Source organism: Flavobacterium sp., assembly GCF_041911335.1.
Lineage (GTDB): Bacteria > Bacteroidota > Bacteroidia > Flavobacteriales > Flavobacteriaceae > Flavobacterium.
Window position 1 is genome coordinate 1 of record NZ_JAYRPD010000009.1, and the last position, 20,323, is coordinate 20,323.

Genomic DNA, 20,323 nt, shown 5'->3' on the forward strand with positions numbered 1-20,323 from the left:
AAATGAAATAAAACAATATATAAACTATTACAATAACGAAAGAATTAAATCAAATCTAAACAAAATGAGCCCGATTAAATATCGAGCTCACTATTATCAAAATTAATTATAAATTTGTCTAAACTTTTGGGTGCAGTCTAATTGAGGATTTTTTTATTTTATTTATTTCTGATTTTATTCTCCCATTTCCAAGCACTTTTTAAAGCTTCCTCTAAAGTAGATTGTGCTTTCCAACCTAGAATAGTATTTGCTTTGTCTGTATTAGCGTAAGCTTCAATTACATCGCCTTCTCTTCTACCCACAATTTGGTAATTTAATTTTTGATTGGACACTTTTTCAAAAGCATTGATTACTTCTAAAACAGAACTTCCCGTTCCAGTTCCTAAATTAAACGTTTCTACTTTTTCTGAGTTTTGTTTGTTTAACAAGCGTTGTAAGGCAATTACATGTGCTTTTGCTAAATCAACTACATGAATGTAGTCGCGAATTGCTGTACCATCTGGTGTAGGATAATCATTTCCAAAAACAGATAACTTTTCTCTAAGTCCAATTGCTGTTTGCGTAATAAATGGCACTAAATTTTGTGGAACTCCTAAAGGTAATTCCCCTATTTCAGCCGAAGGATGCGCTCCAATTGGATTAAAATATCGTAATAAAATGGAATTAATGTTGGTTACTTTAGCAACATCTGTAATAATTTCTTCACCTATTTGCTTGGTGTTTCCGTAAGGAGACATTGCCGTTTGAATAGGAGCACTTTCAGTAATTGGCATTTTTTCGGCTTGACCGTAAACCGTACAAGACGAACTGAAAATAAAATGAGCTTCTTGCTTTTTTTGCAATTCTTGAAGCAAATACACTAACGAATTGATATTGTTTTCATAATACAACAACGGATTTTCAACACTTTCACCCACAGCTTTTGAAGCTGCAAAATGAATCACTCCCGAAATATCTTGATGTTTAGAAAAGAAATTTTGAACAGCCGATTTATCTCTCAAATCGATGTTTTCAAACAGAGGTTTTTTTCCTGTAATTCGCTCAATTCCATCTAAAACATCAATAGATGAATTCGAAAGATTGTCGATTGCAATTACTTCAAAACCTTCATTTTGTAATTCCACAACTGTGTGAGAACCTATAAATCCTAAACCTCCTGTAACCAGTATTTTCATTCTTTGTTATTAAATTGAGAGACGCAATAAATCACGTCTCGCAAATATGAATTAAACAAATTCTAAAACTGAATCTGTAATAAATTTAATTTGTTCGTCATCTAATTCTGTATGCATTGGTAACGCAATTACTTCTTTTACCAATTGATTCGTTACTGGAAAATCAGCTTCATTATAACGAGCATCAGCATACGCTTTTTGACTGTGTAATGGAATTGGATAATAAATCGCACAAGGAATTCCTTTTGCTTGTAAATGTTCCAATAAACCATCGCGTTTTCCATTCATAATACGGATTACATATTGATGAAATACATGACAATCGCACGATTCACAAATAGTTGGCGCCCAAATATTTGGATTTACACTTAGAGCCAAACTGTATTTTCTGGCTGCTTCTTGACGTGCTTTGTTATAAGTATCTAAATGTGGTAATTTCGCTTTTAAAACTCCAGCTTGAATGCTATCTAAACGAGAATTTACACCTACTACATCATGATGATATCTTTCGTACATTCCGTGGTTTACGATTCCTCTGATTTTGTGAGCTAATACATCATCATTAGTAAAAATGGCTCCACCATCACCATAACAACCTAAGTTTTTAGATGGAAAAAAGGATGTTGCTGCTACATGACCAATAGTTCCTACTTTCTTTTTAGAACCATCTTTTGAAGTGTAATCTGCTCCAATAGCTTGCGCATTATCTTCGATAACATATAAATTATGTTCGCGAGCAATTTCCATAATTGCATCCATATTTGCAGCACGACCAAATAAATGTACTGGAACAATTGCTTTTGTTTTTGGAGTTATTGCTTTACGAATTCCGTCTAACGAAATATTCATATTGTTCATATCCACATCTACTAAAACTGGAGTCAATTGCAACAAAGCAATAACTTCAACTGTAGCTGCGAATGTAAAATCGGCCGTAATCACTTCATCGCCTGGTTTTAAATCTAATCCCATCATGGCGATTTGCAATGCATCGGTTCCGTTGGCACATGGAATTACGTGTTTTACTCCCAAATATTTTTCTAAATCCGCTTGAAATTGATGAACCAAAGGTCCGTTGATGTATGTATTTGTATCTAAAACCTCTTGAATAGAAGCATTTACTTCTTCTTTTATCTTTTCATATTGACTTTTTAAGTCAACCATTTGTAATTTTCTCATTGGAATAAAATTAAGTCTAGCAAAAATATGAAATTCTATAGTACAAATTTTATCTAACTTAAAAAGAAACGTATTTTAGCACCATAAAATTCAATTATGCTATTTTTATACAACATAATTACGCTTTTGGCTGCCCAACTTTTAAAAATTGTAGCGCTTTTTAGTCCAAAAATGAGACTTTTTGTAGACGGCCGAAAGTCGGTTTTTCAAACTTTGGCTGATAAAATTCAATCTTCGGATAAAACCATTTGGTTTCATGCAGCATCTTTAGGCGAATATGAACAAGGTTTACCCGTAATTGAAGCTATAAAACAACAATTCCCAAGTCATAAAATTGTGGTTACTTTTTTTTCGCCTTCGGGTTATGAAGTTCGAAAAAACAATACCGTAGCTGATGTTACAATTTATCTACCTTTGGATACGATTTCGAATGCGAAACAATTTATAAGTTTAGTTCATCCCGAAATGGCATTTTTCATCAAATATGAATATTGGCCAAATTATCTGAACGAATTAAAAAAACAGCAAATTAAAACTTATCTAATTTCTGGAATTTTAAGAGAAAACCAAGCTTTTTTTAAATGGTATGGCGGATTTTATAGAAACGCTTTAAAAACATTTGATTACTTTTTTGTTCAGAATGAAAGTTCAAAAAACCTTCTACAAAGTATTGGATTTAACAACGTAAAAGTTTCTGGCGACACGCGTTTTGATCGTGTGGTTTCGATATTAGAACGTGATAATTCATTGGATTTTATTGAACAATTCAAAGACAACAAAACCACCATCGTCATCGGAAGTTCTTGGCCAAAAGATGAAAGTTTATTGGTGAATTACATCAATCAGAGTTCGGATGATGTGAAATTTATTATTGCACCGCATAATATCAAATCGGAACAAATTCAAGAATTGAAAAATGCTGTTTCCAAAAAAACGATTTTGTATTCCGAAAAAAATAATGTTGATTTATCAAATTCAAACGTTTTCATTATCGACACCATCGGAATTTTAACCAAAATTTATTCTTATGCCGATATTGCTTACGTTGGTGGCGGCTTTGGAAACCCTGGCGTTCATAATATTTTAGAACCGGCGACTTTTGGCGTACCAGTTGTGATTGGTCCAAATTACTCCCATTTTGCTGAAGCTACGGCATTGGTGAATATGGAAGGTTGTATTTCGATTCAAAATCAAATTCAATTAAATGAAGCCTTTGATTTATTGCTTCACAACGAAGACGAACGATTAGAAAAAGGGCATATTTGCAGCACGTTTGTACAAATGAATAAAGGCGCAACTCAAACAATTATGAATCATATTTTAAGTTAATGACAACCTTCAAACCTTTAGAAATTGCAGACATTGAAGTCATCACTCAAATGATGCAAAATTTCTATGCGATTGATAATTATCCTATGGATATTGAAGTGGCTAAAACTTTGTTTCAAGAATTTATTACCAATGAACATCTTGGAAAATCTTGGCTGATTTATTCTGAAAACGAAATTGTAGGTTACATCATTCTTACATATATTTTCAGTTTTGAATATGGCGGAAAAATTGCTTTTTTAGATGAATTATTCATCAAAGAAACCGCTCGTGGAAAAGGCTTTGGAAAGGAAGCGATTCAATTTATTCAGGGTGAAGTTCCTAAATTATCGTTAAAATTACTCTATCTAGAAGTGGAACCTCATAACGAAAACGCACAAAAATTGTATCTTGCACACGATTTTGAAATTCACAACAGAAAATTAATGAAGTACAAAGTCACTAAATAAAATTAAACCTATGAAATTTTTAAAATTACTACTTGTTTTAGTTGTTTTCCAAGTTCAAGCGCAACAAGGAGGCATGTGGATTCCTTCGTTATTGAAAGGAACCAACGAAAAAGAAATGAAAGCTTTGGGAATGAAAATTAGTGCCGATGCTATTTATTCGGTAAATAATTCCAGCTTAAAAGATGCTGTTCCTCATTTTGATGGCGGTTGTACGGCAGAAATGATTTCTCCAAAAGGACTTTTATTAACCAATCACCACTGTGGTTATGACAACATTCAAAGTCATTCTACTGTTGAACATGATTATTTAACTGATGGTTTTTGGGCTTACAAAATGGAAGACGAATTACCAAACAAAGATTTAACCGTTACTTTCATCATCAAGATTGAAGATGTAACTACTAAAATTTTTGAAGGCGTTTTAAATCTTCCAACCGAAAGCGACAAACAAAAAAGAATTCAACAAAATATTGCAACGGTTAGCAAAAGTTTCCAGAAAGAGGCTTGGCAAGATGTGATGATTCGTGCTTTTTATGATGGGAATCAATACTTATTATTCGTAACCGAAAATTTCAAAGATGTTCGTTTAGTAGGTGCGCCACCAAGTTCAATTGGGAAATTTGGTTCGGATACAGACAATTGGGTTTGGCCTCGTCACACCGGAGATTTTTCTTTATTTAGAGTGTATGCCGACAAAAACAATCGTCCAGCTGAATATTCAAAAGACAATGTTCCATACAAACCAAAACACTTTTTCCCAGTTTCTGCAAAAGGAATTCAGGAAAACGATTTTACTATGGTAATGGGTTACCCAGGAAGAACTCAAGAATATTTGCCTTCATTTGCCGTGGAACAAATTGTAAATGATTTGAATCCTGCTAAAATTGAAATTCGTGATGCTGCTTTAAAAGTGCAAGATGGCTTCATGAGAAAAGACAATGCGATTAAAATTCAATACGCGTCTAAATATGCTGGAGTTGCGAATTATTGGAAAAAATGGATTGGAGAAACTAAAGGTTTGAAAAAATCGAATGCAGTTGCCTTTAAACAAGATTTCGAAAAGAAATTCCAAGAAAGAGTTAACAAAGCAGGAAAACAAGCCGAATACGGAACTATTTTAGCAGATTTCGAAAAGAACTACAAAGACATTAGAGAATATGCCATTGCAAGAGATTACTTTACAGAAGTTGTTTTACGTAATTCAGAAATTTTATCTTTTGGATACCGTTTGTACCAATTAGAGCAAGTGTATAACACTAAAGGCGAACAAGCTTTTAACGATAGAAAGAATAATTTAATTTCAGGATTCGAAGGTTTATATAAAGATTACAGTGCTCAAGTAGATGAAAAAGTTTTCGAACAATTGATCAATTTATATGCTACAAAATCACCAAAACAGTTTTTACCAGAAAGTTTAAACAATGTTAATGCTTCAGCTTTAACAACAAGTGTTTTTGGTTCTTCAAAATTAACGAGCTTTAATGGTTTGAAAGAATTATTGAATGGTGATGCTAAGTCGGTTTTAGAGAAATTAAATCAGGATAAAGGTTACCAATTAGTAAAATCAATTGCAGATAGTTACCAAAAAAATGTAGCACCTAAGTTTGATGAGATCAATTTAAAAAACATTGCATTACAAAGAACTTATATGAAAGGAATTATGGAATTCTTCCCTAACGATAGAATTTTCCCTGATGCTAACAGTACATTACGTGTAACCTATGGAAAAGTAAAAGGATATAAACCAAGTGATGCAGTTATCTACGAACCTGTGAGTTATTTAGATGGAGTGATTGAAAAATACATTCCAGGTGATTACGAATTTGACGTTCCAAAAAAATTAATCGATTTGTATAACGCAAAAGATTACGGAAGATATGCGGATAAAAACGGAAAAATGCCATTAGCGTTTATTGCAACCAATCATACTACAGGAGGAAACTCTGGAAGTCCAGCTTTAGATGCAAAAGGAAACCTAATCGGATTGAACTTTGATAGAGTTTGGGAAGGTACAATGAGCGACATTTATTATAGTCCAGAAATCTGTAGAAACATCATGGTTGATGCACGCTACATTTTATTTGTGATTGATAAATTTGCAGGAGCTAAAAACCTTATCGAAGAGATGACAATTGTTTATCCTAAGTCACAAAAAGCCAAATAATTACAAATATTTTTAAAAATAAAAAGTTTGGCACACCATTTGAAATAAAGCATTTCGGAATCCAGAGAAAAAAAATGAAAAAAAATGTTCAAAAATATTTTGACATGTTAAAAAATTTATATCTTTGCTCCGAATTAATAATTAACCTTTATAATTTAGTAAGATGAAAAAAGTTGTTTTAAGTTTAGCAATTGTTGCTGCTATGTTCGTTTCTTGTAAAGAAAATGCTGCTGAAACTACAGAAACTGTAGATTCTACAGTTGTTGAAACTCCAGTTGAAGAGGCTGCTCCTGTAGCTGATACTACTGCTGTAGTTGCTGATTCTGCTGCTGCTGCTGCACCTGCTGCTGAAGCTGCACCTGCTAAGTAATTTATTGCTGACAGAAAAAATCAAGCTCCACAATGTGGGGCTTTTTTTAAACATATAAAGAAGAGAATAGTGCAATCCTATTCAAAATAAAATTTTAACCTTTTATAATTAAAACAAAATGAAAAAAGTTGTATTAAGTTTAGCAGTTGTTGCTGCTATGTTCGTTTCTTGTAAAGAAGCTGCTGCTGAGGCAGAAACTGTAGTTGATTCTACTGCTACTGAAGTAACTGAAACTGTTGAAGCTGTTGCTGATTCTACTGCTGTAGTTGCTGATTCTGCTGCTGCTAAAGTTGAAGGTGCTGTTGACGCTGCTGTTGAAGCTGTGAAAGAAGAAGTAAAAAAATAATTTAAAATTATTTTATAATTAAAAGCCTCGCATTGCGAGGCTTTTTTTATTCTGATGGTCCAAATATATCTTCGGCTGATGAAAAATCTAAAAACTCTGCCTTATCAGCATATTTTACTATTTCATCAATCCCTTTTTGAAGCAACAATTGAGTCGTATATCTTCTACTAACAGCTATTTCGTGCTCATCCAATATCAATCGAAAGAAAAACTTTCCACTAGACGATTTAAAACGCATAAAAACACATCGTTCTAAAGAGCTTTTGAGTTTCCCTATCTCTTCTTCACATTCAAAACGCAATTCGAAATCGTTGCTCGTAAAAATAGTTTTTCCTTTTCTGGAAACAAACTCATATTTATAAACTCCACTTAATCGTTGTGCGATTACAAATGTACCCATATAGTTGTGATTGCTAATTTTATAAAGAATTCTTTAAAGATAACAGAAATTTCTAAACTAAGAATTTTATAAACAAAAAAAGCTCCGAACAATGTTCGGAGCTTTTGTACTCAAGGCGGGAGTAAAACCACCGCAAAAATACATTTTATAGCTTCCTATTATTCAAGGGCAAAAATACACTATTCACTTGAGTAATGCAATTTTATTGACTTTTTTATTAAATTAATTTTATGTTTTAAATTGTATTTGATTTTATTTAATTGCAATTTGCCGTACAAATACCGTACAAATTATTTACATTTGTATTACTAAAGGCAAATGTATGGCAACTATTAATTTTTTATACCGTTCAAATAAAGACAAATCAAATCTAAATTTGAGATTACTATACAGAAAAAACGGTATTGATTACGTTATTGGTGGGGTTTCAAAAATCGAAGTTTCAAAAGAATATTGGAGCAAATACCACAACTCAAAACGTATTTCGGATATTGATACCAAAAACCTACAAACTGAAGTTAATAACAAAATTTCGGAACTTGAAAACTACATTTTAAATCAGTTTGAAAACACTATTGAAGACACAAACAAAGACTGGTTAAAAAGAACTATAAACGAATACTACAATCCTACACCAGTTGAAACAATTCCAAACGAATTGGTTAATTATTTTGAGTACTTCAAAGACCGTAAAAAAAGCGAAATAACAGAAAGTACAGAAAAAAAATATAACACAATTAAAGCACTTTTAAAGAAGTTTGAAACCTCAACAAACAAAAAGTTTTTAATCAAAGACGTAAACGAAAATTTCAAAAAAGCCTTTGAAGACTTTTGTAATAAAAATCAATATTCACACAATACAATTGCAAGGGCGTTAAGAAGCATTAAAACCATTTGTAAACACGCACAGCATAACGGAATAGAAGTAAGCCACCAATTAGACGGTTTGAAAGCAAAGTACAAAGAAACTGATAATGTTTATTTGACTTTTGAAGACCTCAACAAAATTGAAACAATAGAACCAAGTAAATTAACTGAAAGCCTTAACAATGCGAAAGACTGGTTAATTATTAGTTGCTATACTGGTCAAAGAGTTTCAGATTTTATGAATTTTACAAAAGACCAAATTAGAATTGAAGACGGTAAACACTTACTGGAGTTTACTCAAAAGAAAACTACTAAAAACATGACTATTCCAATACACAAAAAAGTACTGGAAATATTAGAAAAAAGAAACGGACATTTTCCAAAACCAATTTCAGACCAAAAGTATAATGATTACATAAAAAAAGTTTGTGAAATTGCTGAACTTAACGAAATAGTCAAGGGAGGTAAAAAAACAGAAACTGCACCCGAAAGCAAAGTTTACCGTAAAGAAGTCAAAGAGTTTCAAAAGTGGGAATTGGTAACCTCACATATTGGTAGACGCTCTTTTGCTTCAAACTTTTACGGAACTATTCCAACTACTTTTTTAATTTACATTACAGGACATACAACAGAAAAAATGTTCCTTAAATACGTCGGAAAAAGCAATAAGGACATAGCACTCGAATTGACTAAATACTTTTAATTTATTGACAACCAACACAAAACAATCATAAACAGGCAAAATATGAGAAATAATAACTCCGAAAATCCAAACGAAAAAATAGAATTTATTTTATCGAGTTTAATTGATTTTTCAAATAATAATGAATTTGATTATTCTTTATACAAATCATTTGCAGAAGATAGTAGTAAATCTTTTATTCGATATTTTTCTCAAATTGAAGACCAAACCATTAAGGAAAAAATAATTTCCGATTTACACACCGATTTTTATTTTATAGTTAACGATGCTGTTACAAATATGTTATCTTCAAACCAAAATAACGGATCAGTAAGCGAAGACGAAATTTATATTTCACAACCTATTCCAGATAATAGAATAAGAAGTTATGAAAGCAATTACATGAAGTTAAAAGAAACGTTCTTAAACTTAGTATTAACAGAAATCAAACCTCAAGAACCTAAAACAATTGAAGCGGAAAAGGTCGAAATCAAACCTCAAGAACCTAAAACAATTGAAACAGAAAAAAACAAACACCCAAAGCATGATCCAAACTATTGGAACAAAGAATGTTTTGAATTGTTCAAATACTTGTATGATGAGAGCTACAAAGGGAAAATAAGACAAATTACAAATATCTGGTTTTACCTTAACGAGTTTGAACGCAATAGTATTAATAAAAAATACATTTTAAACTGCACTAAAGACCGATACAAAGATTTTATTGAAAAAAACTACGACATTACAATTAAAAACTTTGATAAATCAACAACAAACTATGAAGAAAAAGTATATCCTAAATTAAACGAACATCGACAAATGTTTGAAGATAGTTTGAAACAAATTGCAGAAAACGTAAAAAACACTTAAAACACGTTTTTCAACTCTTTTTTAACCATACAACCAAGTCAAATATTTGCACTGTATAACAAATAATACTTTGCAAAATGACAAAAGCAACCTTACTACAAAATTTGAGTCCAGAAGATTTAACGGACTTAATCGGAAACGTATTTGATGCAAAACTCAAAGACTTTCAAACACACCAAAACACCCAAACTGCAAAAGACGAATTATTAAGTCGGGAGCAAGTTTTGGAACTACTACAAATAAACTCTTCTACACTTTGGCACTGGCAAAATAAAGGTAAAATTACCGTTTACAAATTTGCTAATAAATGTTACTACAAGCGTAGCGAATTAATGGAATCTATAACACCATTAAAAAAGTAGTATCATGAGTTTACAGGCAAAAACAAAAAGATACGTTAAATCTGAAGCTATCAAAGAGCTTGAGAATTTAGAATTTGAATTACAAAAAGCTAAATATCCAAACTTTAGATACCCAGTTAAACCAAAGCACACCGACGCTACTACAAACGGTTTAACTAAATGCGTAATATCATACATCAAATTAAACGGCTTTCATGCTGAACGTATCAACTCGACAGGAGCTATAAAAGACAATCGTAAAACCTCAACAGATGTTTTAGGGAACATTAGAACTATTGGGAGCGTACAATGGATTAAAAGCAATACACAAACTGGCACTTCAGATATTAGTGCAACTATTCGAGGGCGTAGTGTAAAAATCGAAATCAAATGTTTTTATAGTGGTGATCGTTACCAAAGTGAATCACAGAAAGAGTACCAAAGGCAAATTGAAAAGTCGGGCGGAATCTACATAATTGTAAGGACTTTTGAAGACTTCTACAATTGGTTTAATGCTTTTATAAAACAATAACACTATGAATAACGAAAAGTACTTAAATTTTCCTATTCAGTTGCTAACTGGTTTTATTACCGATACCCGTAAAACGTTGGATAATATAGTGAATTATTCCGTTTATGAAAATGCTTTAAAACTGGAACACGGCACGGAATTACAAAAAATAAAAGATAGTGCAGAATTTTATCAAATGAAATTAGGAAGCGTTAAACACTCATTAGATAACGGCAAATTACTATATAATAGCGTACCTAATAATTCCCCAAAAGTAGGACTGAATTTATCTATCTGGTGGGACTTTTACAAAAATGAGAAAACTGAATTTGATAAAGTGTGTTTATTAGGCTTTTTAGCAATCAAAAGCATATTAGGGAACAAATCGTATTGTAAGGTTACAAACTTGTATTTGTGGGCAAGAATGGACGGTAAAACAAACACAATAGAAGAGGTTAGCGAATTATCAAATGAAATCAGAAAATACGCCAACAGATACCAAACCGAAAACATTAAAAACGAATTGATATTGAACTGGCATCTTATTTATTACAGTCGCTATACGAGAGGTTTTTATGTTTCATTAAAAATGAGTTTAGAAGATCTAATTTTTGAAGCTGAAAAAAAGAGAAAAAGCATCAAAGACAAACAACAGAAACAACTTCAAAACGAAGCATTAAAGAAAGTATTAGAGAGATTAAAACCAGAACCACCATAACAACACCATAACAATAACTATATAAAAGGATTTACAAAACTACTTTTTTTAATCAACAATTAATTTACAAAACTACAACACCTATATAAAGATTATTTAATAAGATACTCTAAAAAGGTATTTTAAAAAGATAATGTAAAAGAGTGAAAATTTTATTTTTTTTTTGAAATTAAAAATTGATAAAAAAAGTTTGTTAATTCTTAGTAATCTAAAGAGAGAAAAAAGAAAAAAGTTCCGCTAAAAAAGAAAAGAACAAAAATTATAAATCATGAAACAACAAGAAGAGAAAACACCAGAAGAAGTTGAAAAAATAGCTCATGAAGTTATTTCAAATCAAACAGAATCCGAAAAGTTCAAAAAGAACTCAAAGGACAAACCGAGCGAAAAATCCGAAGAAGTAAAAACAGTTGAAGAAATTATTGCAAACTTATAAACAATCACACACCATGGAAAAAAGAATTTTAATTGAAGAGGATTTTAACAAATTCAAAGAAATTGCAGGCGATTTAAAGCAATTTATGCCAGTTCTAAATGAAATCAAAGCAAGTTTTGAAGGTTTAGAAATAGGAGCTTTTACAAATGAAGTTTTAAAAGAAAGTTTTTTATTAGGTCCTAAAAAATACATAGAAATTTATGTAAAAAACCTTAATAATCAGTTAGATAAATGGGGAGCTATCTCTATTATTCGTCAAAATGCAATTGCAGGAAGTGAAAAATTAACTGAAAGATTTAAAAACGCAGTAGCAGACGCAAAACGTTTTCAACCACAAATCTATTCATCAAACCGCCCGAAATTACCGTTGAAATTTATCTCATTTGAAGACGGTCACTTTGTAATTAGCAGTGAGGATAAAGAAATGATTTTAGAAAATTATTGCAGGCTTTATTTAGAAACACCTGAAGAAATAATGCTTTACGAAGCTTCTAAAAAACTATCTGAAGCATTCAATGAATATTTAGATATTTTCAACTCTACAGGTATTCCCTCTATTAACAAACATTATGCTGGAAGCCATGTTCTTAAATATGATGAGGATGCAAAAAAAATGGTCTTATATCCTGGAGGAATAAAAGCAGTTTCTAGCTATAAAAGAAGACGTGAAGAGTATGATTCTTTGCGAGTAAAATAAAGGCATTTTTCTAAAGTAGATAAAAATAGAAAATTAGTTATGGAAAAACGCGCAAAAACTGGAGGTAGGGCAAAAGGAACGCCAAATAAAACCACCGCAGAAACAAAACAGCTGCTTCAAAATGTAGTTACCAAACAAATTGAAAAGCTTGAAACTACATTGAGCAAGTTGGAGCCAGTAGACAGAGTAAACGCATTATCAAAGTTGCTTCCGTACATCTTACCGAAGCAACAAGATATTGCAATCACAAACACAAACGAAATGCTTACTGAATCACAGAGAGATCAAAGAATTCAGGAGTTAAAAAACAAATTATTAGAACCGTGAAAAAACATATAGAATTTACAGATGCTGAGGTTTACGAACTTGAAAATCTATTTATACAGAAGTTTGAACAACTGGAATTTAAATCTATTGACTTTGATAAAAAAGCAAATATTGTAATAATTAAAAATCCAGAGATTGAACAACTTGTAAATACTTTTTACAAAGGGCGTTATTCCAAAGATGAAAACGGAAATATAAAAATGAGTTTATTTATATTTAGATTATTACAGTACCGATTTTTCAGAAACAATAAAAGCTCATATAATACAAAAGAGGGAACTTATTAAAGTTCCCTCTTTGTTTTTAATAGTATCTTACAGGCAATGCAGAAACTAAAAACAAAGTTAATCTTTATATTTTTTAGTTTCATTTTAAACTCAAAATAATCTTAATATTTTGTTTAATAATCGGTTACCGTACAAAAATCGTACATTTTAAAGCATAAAAAAACCGCAAATAATTAATAATCAATTATTTACGGTTAATTAAAGTACTCAAGGCGGGACTTGAACCCGCACGGGCATTACTACCCACTGGATTTTAAGTCCAGCGTGTCTACCAATTCCACCACTCGAGCAAATATTTTTAGGTAGTTTAGAGCGAAAAACGGGGTTCGAACCCGCGACCTCGACCTTGGCAAGGTCGCGCTCTACCAACTGAGCTATTTTCGCGTTTCGTTTCGTTATCTTTTAAAGAACGTCGCCATACTTGTTCCGTATTGCGAGTGCAAATATAGCACATATTTTTATTCTTGCAAGTACTTTTTAAATAAAAATTGAAACTTTTTTCAAACTTTTCTTTAACCTTTTGATAACGAATAATTTATTTTGAAATTATTTTTTTACCAACATCCGTTTAATTTCGTTTAGCTTCATTAAAGCCTCTACAGGAGTCAACGTATTGATGTCGATATTCACAATTTCCTCTTTAATTTCTTCCAAAAGCGGATCATCTAAATTGAAAAAACTCAATTGCAATTCATCATTAGCCGATTTAATTCCAGACAACTCTTCGCTAGAATGTCTTTTTTCTAATTGCTTTAATAGTTTCTGTGCTTTTTGAATCACAATTTGAGGCATTCCTGCCATTTTTGCTACGTGAATACCAAAACTATGTGCGCTTCCACCTTTCACTAATTTACGAATGAACAAAACCGTATCTTTTAATTCCTTTACCGAAACATTGAAATTCTGAATTCTATCAAACGTAACTTCCATTTCGTTTAATTCGTGATAATGCGTAGCGAAAAGGGTTTTTGGTTTATTCGGATGTTCGTGCAAATATTCTGAAATCGCCCAAGCAATCGAAATTCCGTCATAGGTTGAAGTTCCTCTTCCAATTTCATCCAACAACACCAAACTTCTTTCCGAAATATTATTCAAAATAGAAGCGGTTTCGTTCATTTCCACCATAAAAGTAGATTCACCCATCGAAATGTTATCGCTTGCTCCTACTCTGGTGAAAATTTTATCCACTACGCCCATTCTTACGCTTTCTGCCGGAACAAAACTTCCCATTTGCGCCATTAATACAATCAAAGCCGTTTGACGCAAAATAGCCGATTTACCCGACATATTCGGACCGGTAATCATGATGATTTGCTGGGTTTCTCTATCTAAATAAACATCATTCGAAATATACGGCACACCAACAGGCAATTGCTTTTCAATTACAGGATGACGACCTTCTTTGATTTCCAAATCAAAACTTTCATCTAAATCTGGACAAACGTATTTGTTGTCAATCGCTAATTGCGTGAAAGAAGTCAAACAATCCAATTGTGCAATTAAATTCGCATTCAACTGAACGTGTTTGATATAGGTAGCAATCCAATTTACTAATTGTTCAAACAACTGCGTTTCTAATTGATGGATTTTTTCCTCAGCACCTAAAATTTTAGATTCGTATTCTTTTAATTCTTCCGTAATGTAGCGTTCTGCATTTACTAAGGTTTGCTTGCGAATCCATTCTGCTGGAACTTTATCTTTATGTGTATTTCGAACTTCGATGTAATATCCAAAAACGTTATTGAATGAAACTTTCAAAGAAGGAATACCAGAAGCAGCACTTTCACGTTGTTCTAATTCTTCCAAATATCCTTTCCCAGTTGAAGAAATCGCTCTCAATTCATCTAATTCGGGATGAACTCCAACAGCAATTGCATTTCCTTTATTCACACTTACAGGAGCATCCTCCTGAATAGTTGTTTTGATTTTTTCTCGTAACAACTCGCAAGCATGCAAACTATCACCAATAACACGCAACGCTTCATTATCACTACCTAATGCCAAAGTTTTGATTGGAATAATAGCATCTAACGAATCTTTCAAGAAATTAACTTCTCTTGGCGAAATTTTTCCTGTAGCTACTTTTGAAATCAAACGTTCTAAATCGGAAATTTGTTTGATTTGATATTGAATTTGTTGTAAAACTTCTGGATTGGTTTTCAAATACGAAACCACTTCATGGCGACTTCTGATTTTTGAAATATCTTTCAACGGAAGCGCCAACCAACGTTTCAACAACCTTGCTCCCATTGGTGTAAGCGTTTTATCAATGACGTCTAAAAGCGTCACTGCATTGGGATTATAACTGTGATATAATTCTAAATTTCGAATCGTAAATTTATCCATCCAAACGTAAGCATCTTCTGCAATACGTTGGATATTGGTGATGTGTTGAATTTTATTATGCTGCGTTTCCGACAAATAATACAAAATCGCACCTGAAGCAATCAAACCTTCGGTTAATTCTTCCACACCAAAACCTTTTAATGAATTAGTTTGAAAATGTTTCGTCAAACTTTCTAAGGCATAATCTTCTTTGTAAACCCAATCTTCCAAAAAGAAGGTATGAAAATCGTCTCCAAAAATCGAGTGAAACTGATTTTTAAATTGTTTCGGAATTAAAATTTCACTCGGACGAAAATTTTGTAATAGTTTATCAATGTATTCTTCATTGCCTTGCGAAACCAAAAATTCCCCTGTTGACACATCTAAAAATGAAACCCCAACCGTTTTCTTTCCAAAATGAACCGATGCTAAAAAGTTATTCGACTTCGATTGCAACACCTCATCATTCATTGAAACTCCAGGAGTAACCAATTCTGTTACACCTCGTTTCACAATGGTTTTCGTCATTTTTGGATCTTCCAATTGGTCGCAAATCGCTACTCGAAGTCCGGCTTTAACCAATTTTGGCAAATAGGTATTCAAAGAATGATGTGGGAATCCTGCCAAGGCGGTTTCACTATCACTTCCTGCTCCACGTTTGGTTAAAGTAATTCCTAAAATTCCTGCGGCACGAACAGCATCTTCTCCAAAAGTTTCATAAAAATCGCCCACACGAAACAACAAACAAGCATCGGGATATTTATTTTTTATCTCGTTGTATTGCTTCATTAAAGGTGTTTCCTTGGGTGCTTTATCAGGAGTTGCTGCAGATTTCTTCGCCACAATTTCAAATTTTAAGTATGATTGCGAAGGTAAGAAAATCAGATTCAATTTCAAGGGCAAGGGCAAGAACAATTTTTCAAGATCAAGAACAAGTTCAATTTCAAGTCTAAAATTTTAACGTAAAGAGGCAAAGTTTTTCGCAAAGTTCGCAAAGCTTATATGTTTAAAAAATTGACATATTGACACATTGTCTAATTGCCACTTTATATCTATTTTTGCCACATGAGAAAATTAGCCAACGCAGAATTAGAACGCAAAAACATTGAAGAGTTTAAAGAAGCTCCAAAAACACCCATTATTGTAATCTTAGACGATATTAGAAGTTTGCATAATATTGGTTCGGTTTTTAGAACTTCAGATGCTTTTTTGATTGAAAAGATTTATTTGTGTGGTATTACGGCTACTCCACCTAACAAAGAAATTCACAAAACAGCTCTTGGTGCTACGGAAACTGTTACTTGGGAATATGCAAAAGACGTTTTAGAAGTAGTAAATCAATTGAAATCAGAAAATGTAAAAGTGTATTCAGTGGAGCAAACCGAAAATGCGATTATGTTGGATGATTTTCAGCCTGAAGCGAATACAAAATATGCTTTAATTTTTGGTAACGAAGTAAAAGGTGTTTCTCAAGAGGCTATTAATTTGAGCGATGGTGTGATTGAAATTCCGCAATTAGGAAGTAAACATTCGTTGAATATTTCAGTGAGTGCTGGAATTGTGATTTGGGATTTGTTTCAGAAGATGAAATAAAATTTTTAATTAAACGCAAAGACGCAAAGTTTTTTCGCAAAGGACGCTATGAATTTGTGATAATTAGCGAAATTCGAATTTAATTAAGTCAAAAAAGACGCTTTTAGCGTGACAAGTTTGGGTAAAAAAACATTTAAATCAGCATTGCGTAACATCAGTTTCATCCGCGTGCTAATGCTATTTTCTTATTAATCTCATTCAACAAAAAAACATAATCTTCTTGTTTTTTAACGAAATCTAAATCGGAAACATCAATAATTAGAACATTCAAATCGGTTTGGGTTTTGATGTAATCTAAATAACCTTGATTGATTTTCTCTAAATAATCGGCTGGAATTTCTTGTTCGTAACTTCTGCCACGTTTTTTGATGTTTCCTAACAATCTTTCGGTATTTTGGTACAAATACACGTACAAATCAGGTTTTGGCATTTCTTTGTGGATGATATCGAACATGGTTTTGTACAAACGAAATTCGTCTTCTTGAAGTGTAACTTTGGCAAAAATCAATGATTTAAAAATGTGATAATCCGCTACTACAAAGTCTTTGAACAAATCAAATTGCGCTAAATCATCGGATAATTGTTGGTATCTATCGGCTAAAAACGACATTTCTAATGGAAACGCGTAGCGGCTTTGATCTTTGTAAAACTTTGGCAAAAACGGATTATCAGCAAAACGTTCTAACACTAATTTTGCATTGCAATCTTCAGATAATTTGGTTGATAAAGTCGTTTTTCCTGCTCCAATATTTCCTTCAATGGCGATGTAATTGAATTGTTGTAATTGGAGTTTTTCAATTGGAGAAATTATGGATTGAACTGCTATTATTTCGCTTGTATCTTCCGTTTGAACTAACAACTGAGAAACTGATTTTTTCAATATTGGATGTTCCCAATTCAATCCTAAATCTAACATCGGTTGCAACACAAATTTTCTATTTTGCATTAACGGATGTGGCACTTGTAGGGTTTCGGTTGAAATAATTTCTTCATCAAAAGCAATAATATCAACATCTATAATTCGCGCTTGATAACCTGAATCTTTGGAACGAACACGACCCAACTTCTTCTCTACTTTCAAAACCTGATTCAATATTTTTTGGGCCGATTTTGACGTATGAATTAGAATCGCAGCGTTATAAAAAGGTTCGCTTTCAAAACCCCAAGCTGGCGTTTCATAAATTCTGGAAACCTTTACAACCGTCGCTACTTCACTATGAATCAAATCAATACAAGATTTAATCGTTTCTAATCGATTACCTTGATTGCTTCCTAATGATAAAATGACTTGGTGTTGACTCATATTGGCAAAATAACAAACAATTTTAGACTTATAATTTACCTTTCTTGTTTTTTTATGAACATGTAACAATTTTATGCTTTTAACTACTAATTAGGTAATTAATAAATAAATTGAAATGAGATTTTTAGGAAATGTATTATCAACCATTGTTGGGCTTTTTGTTTTTTGCATGATAGCTTTTTTTGGTATCATTATAATTGGATTAATTGCTGGTGGAGGAGAAGAAACCGTTACGGTGAAAAATAATTCTGTAATTGAATTAGATTTATCAAAGGTAACCCTAGACTACGCAGGAAAAACGAATTATAAAGACTTCAATTATTTTGAAGCGCACTATAATGGAGTTACCGATATTTTAAATGCCATTGAAGCAGCTAAAAAGGATGACAAAATTGAAGGAATTTCGATTTTAAACAATCAATCACAACTTGGTTTAGCTCAAAGTAAAGCGGTTCGTGATAAATTAGAAGAGTTTAAAAAATCGGGAAAATTCGTTTATGCTTATGCAAATAGCTATTCTCAAAAAGAATACTACATTAATTCTGTTGCTGATCAAATTTATTTGAATCCAATGGGCGAAGTAGATTTAAAAGGATTGTCTGCTGAAATTATCTACATGAAAGACTTGCAAGAGAAAACTGGAGTAAAAATGGAAGTGATTCGTCATGGAAAATACAAAAGTGCCGTGGAACCTTTCTTAGCACAAGAAATGAGTCCCGAAAATCGTGAACAAATGACAGTTTTATTAAACTCGGTTTGGAATTCAATTGTAGTAGATATCGCTAAAAGTAGAAAATTATCAATTGCTCAGTTAAATGCCATTGCAAATACGTTAGGCGCAAGAACTCCAGAGTTAGCTTTAGCTAATAATTTAGTCGATAAAGTTGCCTATGAAGACGAATATCATGATATGATTAGAGCTAAATTAAAAGTAGCTAAAAAAGAAAAATACGATATCGTTAGCATAACCGATTATGCTAAAAAAGCAGCTTCTACAGTTGAAGATTATTCTAAAAATGATATCATTGCTGTAATTTATGCTCAAGGCGAAATTGCAGGTGGTGAAGGTGATGTAAATGTAATTGGTGAAGGTTCTATCAAACGCTCTTTACAAGAAGCTCGAGAAGACGATGATGTAAAAGCAATCGTTTTACGCGTAAACAGTCCTGGTGGAAGTGCTTTAACTTCAGAATTAATTTGGAGAGAAATCGAAATTACTAAAAAAACAAAACCAGTTGTAGTTTCTATGGGTAATTATGCTGCTTCAGGCGGTTATTATATTGCAGCGAATGCTGATAGAATTTTCGCAGAATCAAATACAATTACAGGTTCAATTGGCGTTTTCGGAATGTTACCCAATATGAACCAATTAGGCAAAAACATCGGAATTAATGCCGAACAAGTAAAAACGCATGAAAATGCAAGTGGTTACAGTGTTTTTGAACCAATGGACGAAAATTTTAAAGGTTTTGTTTTAGAAAGCATCGAAAAAACATACGCTACTTTCTTAAAACGTGTAGCTGATGGTAGAAAAATGACAACAGAACAAGTAGACGCTATTGCACAAGGAAGAGTTTGGACAGGTGTTGACGCTCAAAAACTAGGCTTAGTAGACGAAATTGGTGGTTTAGATGCAGCAATCAAATACGCAGCTAAACTTGGAAAAACGTCTTCTTACAGAACAGAAAACTTCCCAGAATACGAAAAAAGTTTTGAAGATTTATTAGCTAACTTCACTGGAATGGCGATGTTCAAAACTAAAGAGCAATTATTAAAAGAACAACTTGGTGAAGAAGGCTTCCAAATGTTAGAGCAAATCAAACGTGTAAAAAGCAGAAAAGGGATTCAAGCGATGATGCCTTACGAACTTGAGATTCATTAATTGTTACGATAAACAACAAAATCCCAAAAGCAATACGTTTTTGGGATTTTTTTCTATATTTTACTCAAATTTAAT

Annotated in this window: 22 protein-coding genes and 2 tRNA genes; 17 read left to right on the top strand and 7 right to left on the bottom strand. The window is 32.3% G+C overall.

The genetic code is table 11. The annotated features are described in order from the left end of the window. Window positions 1-7 precede the first annotated feature (7 nt). Window positions 8-106 carry an IS3 family transposase gene (locus ACE3PD_RS00895; protein WP_374398722.1) on the top strand — a complete coding sequence of 33 codons (99 nt, stop codon included), beginning with the start codon at window positions 8-10 and terminating at the stop codon, window positions 104-106. A gap of 52 nt (window positions 107-158) precedes the next feature. On the opposite strand, the gene galE is transcribed toward ACE3PD_RS00895, so the two are convergent. Continuing rightward, window positions 159-1,175 (bottom strand): UDP-glucose 4-epimerase GalE, encoded by a 1,017-nt coding sequence (gene galE / locus ACE3PD_RS00900; protein WP_374398639.1) that lies wholly within the window; start codon window positions 1,173-1,175, stop codon window positions 159-161. A gap of 51 nt (window positions 1,176-1,226) precedes the next feature. Then, on the bottom strand, window positions 1,227-2,354 hold the full coding sequence (locus ACE3PD_RS00905) for a DegT/DnrJ/EryC1/StrS family aminotransferase (protein WP_374398641.1): 1,128 nt from the start codon (window positions 2,352-2,354) through the stop codon (window positions 1,227-1,229). A 96-nt stretch (window positions 2,355-2,450) separates the two neighbouring features. Here ACE3PD_RS00905 and ACE3PD_RS00910 point away from each other — a divergent pair, with 96 nt between their 5' ends. The 5 genes from ACE3PD_RS00910 to ACE3PD_RS00930 all read left to right on the top strand — a co-directional run bounded on the left by ACE3PD_RS00910 (window position 2,451) and on the right by ACE3PD_RS00930 (window position 7,012). After that, window positions 2,451-3,683, top strand: a complete 1,233-nt coding sequence (locus tag ACE3PD_RS00910) for a 3-deoxy-D-manno-octulosonic acid transferase (RefSeq protein WP_374398643.1) — start codon at window positions 2,451-2,453, stop codon at window positions 3,681-3,683. Further along, window positions 3,683-4,132: a GNAT family N-acetyltransferase gene (locus tag ACE3PD_RS00915; RefSeq protein ID WP_374398645.1), complete on the top strand. Its 450-nt coding sequence runs from the start codon at window positions 3,683-3,685 to the stop codon at window positions 4,130-4,132. The genes ACE3PD_RS00910 and ACE3PD_RS00915 overlap by 1 nt, the downstream gene beginning before the upstream one ends. 10 nt (window positions 4,133-4,142) lie before the next feature. After that, on the top strand, window positions 4,143-6,296 hold the full coding sequence (locus ACE3PD_RS00920) for a S46 family peptidase (RefSeq protein ID WP_374398647.1): 2,154 nt from the start codon (window positions 4,143-4,145) through the stop codon (window positions 6,294-6,296). Window positions 6,297-6,459: 163 nt separating this feature from the next. Continuing rightward, window positions 6,460-6,666, top strand: a complete 207-nt coding sequence (locus ACE3PD_RS00925) for a hypothetical protein (RefSeq protein ID WP_374398649.1) — start codon at window positions 6,460-6,462, stop codon at window positions 6,664-6,666. A gap of 118 nt (window positions 6,667-6,784) precedes the next feature. After that, complete coding sequence (locus tag ACE3PD_RS00930) at window positions 6,785-7,012, top strand: hypothetical protein (protein WP_374398651.1); 228 nt, start codon at window positions 6,785-6,787, stop codon at window positions 7,010-7,012. Window positions 7,013-7,058: 46 nt separating this feature from the next. Here the strand turns inward: ACE3PD_RS00930 and ACE3PD_RS00935 are convergent, their stop codons facing one another. Continuing rightward, window positions 7,059-7,412: a YegP family protein gene (locus tag ACE3PD_RS00935; RefSeq protein ID WP_374398653.1), complete on the bottom strand. Its 354-nt coding sequence runs from the start codon at window positions 7,410-7,412 to the stop codon at window positions 7,059-7,061. A 322-nt stretch (window positions 7,413-7,734) separates the two neighbouring features. Here ACE3PD_RS00935 and ACE3PD_RS00940 point away from each other — a divergent pair, with 322 nt between their 5' ends. From ACE3PD_RS00940 to ACE3PD_RS00980, 9 genes are all read left to right on the top strand, one after another. Then, the gene (locus ACE3PD_RS00940; protein ID WP_374398655.1) at window positions 7,735-8,982 is read left to right on the top strand and encodes a phage integrase SAM-like domain-containing protein; all 1,248 of its coding nucleotides are present in this window, start codon (window positions 7,735-7,737) and stop codon (window positions 8,980-8,982) included. Between the two features lie 42 nt (window positions 8,983-9,024). Then, entirely contained in the window at window positions 9,025-9,831 is an 807-nt protein-coding gene (locus ACE3PD_RS00945; RefSeq protein ID WP_374398657.1) for a hypothetical protein, read from the top strand. A 77-nt stretch (window positions 9,832-9,908) separates the two neighbouring features. Beyond that, complete coding sequence (locus ACE3PD_RS00950; protein WP_035692577.1) at window positions 9,909-10,193, top strand: helix-turn-helix domain-containing protein; 285 nt, start codon at window positions 9,909-9,911, stop codon at window positions 10,191-10,193. A 4-nt stretch (window positions 10,194-10,197) separates the two neighbouring features. Continuing rightward, window positions 10,198-10,704, top strand: a complete 507-nt coding sequence (locus ACE3PD_RS00955; protein ID WP_374398660.1) for a hypothetical protein — start codon at window positions 10,198-10,200, stop codon at window positions 10,702-10,704. Between the two features lie 4 nt (window positions 10,705-10,708). After that, window positions 10,709-11,401, top strand: a complete 693-nt coding sequence (locus ACE3PD_RS00960; protein WP_374398662.1) for a hypothetical protein — start codon at window positions 10,709-10,711, stop codon at window positions 11,399-11,401. Window positions 11,402-11,669: 268 nt separating this feature from the next. Further along, on the top strand, window positions 11,670-11,834 hold the full coding sequence (locus tag ACE3PD_RS00965; protein WP_374398664.1) for a hypothetical protein: 165 nt from the start codon (window positions 11,670-11,672) through the stop codon (window positions 11,832-11,834). Window positions 11,835-11,847: 13 nt separating this feature from the next. Further along, window positions 11,848-12,531 carry a hypothetical protein gene (locus tag ACE3PD_RS00970; protein WP_374398666.1) on the top strand — a complete coding sequence of 228 codons (684 nt, stop codon included), beginning with the start codon at window positions 11,848-11,850 and terminating at the stop codon, window positions 12,529-12,531. A 39-nt stretch (window positions 12,532-12,570) separates the two neighbouring features. Continuing rightward, on the top strand, window positions 12,571-12,858 hold the full coding sequence (locus ACE3PD_RS00975) for a hypothetical protein (RefSeq protein ID WP_374398668.1): 288 nt from the start codon (window positions 12,571-12,573) through the stop codon (window positions 12,856-12,858). Then, entirely contained in the window at window positions 12,855-13,145 is a 291-nt protein-coding gene (locus ACE3PD_RS00980; RefSeq protein ID WP_026724301.1) for a hypothetical protein, read from the top strand. Before ACE3PD_RS00975 ends, ACE3PD_RS00980 begins: the two co-directional genes overlap by 4 nt. 204 nt (window positions 13,146-13,349) lie before the next feature. Here ACE3PD_RS00980 and ACE3PD_RS00985 read toward each other — a convergent pair. The 3 genes from ACE3PD_RS00985 to mutS form a co-directional block, all read right to left on the bottom strand. Further along, window positions 13,350-13,435, bottom strand: a tRNA-Leu gene (locus ACE3PD_RS00985). Window positions 13,436-13,456: 21 nt separating this feature from the next. After that, window positions 13,457-13,529: transfer RNA gene (locus ACE3PD_RS00990), tRNA-Gly, on the bottom strand. A 162-nt stretch (window positions 13,530-13,691) separates the two neighbouring features. After that, a complete protein-coding gene (gene mutS, locus ACE3PD_RS00995) occupies window positions 13,692-16,259 on the bottom strand; it encodes a DNA mismatch repair protein MutS (RefSeq protein ID WP_374398724.1) in 2,568 nt (855 codons plus the stop codon). Between the two features lie 276 nt (window positions 16,260-16,535). Between mutS and ACE3PD_RS01000 the strand changes: the two genes are divergently transcribed. Then, window positions 16,536-17,063: an RNA methyltransferase gene (locus ACE3PD_RS01000; protein ID WP_374398670.1), complete on the top strand. Its 528-nt coding sequence runs from the start codon at window positions 16,536-16,538 to the stop codon at window positions 17,061-17,063. A 160-nt stretch (window positions 17,064-17,223) separates the two neighbouring features. On the opposite strand, the gene folK is transcribed toward ACE3PD_RS01000, so the two are convergent. Next, a complete protein-coding gene (gene folK / locus ACE3PD_RS01005) occupies window positions 17,224-18,366 on the bottom strand; it encodes a 2-amino-4-hydroxy-6-hydroxymethyldihydropteridine diphosphokinase (protein WP_374398672.1) in 1,143 nt (380 codons plus the stop codon). 115 nt (window positions 18,367-18,481) lie between these two features. Here folK and sppA point away from each other — a divergent pair, with 115 nt between their 5' ends. Beyond that, on the top strand, window positions 18,482-20,248 hold the full coding sequence (gene sppA / locus ACE3PD_RS01010) for a signal peptide peptidase SppA (protein WP_374398674.1): 1,767 nt from the start codon (window positions 18,482-18,484) through the stop codon (window positions 20,246-20,248). Window positions 20,249-20,323 lie beyond the last annotated feature (75 nt).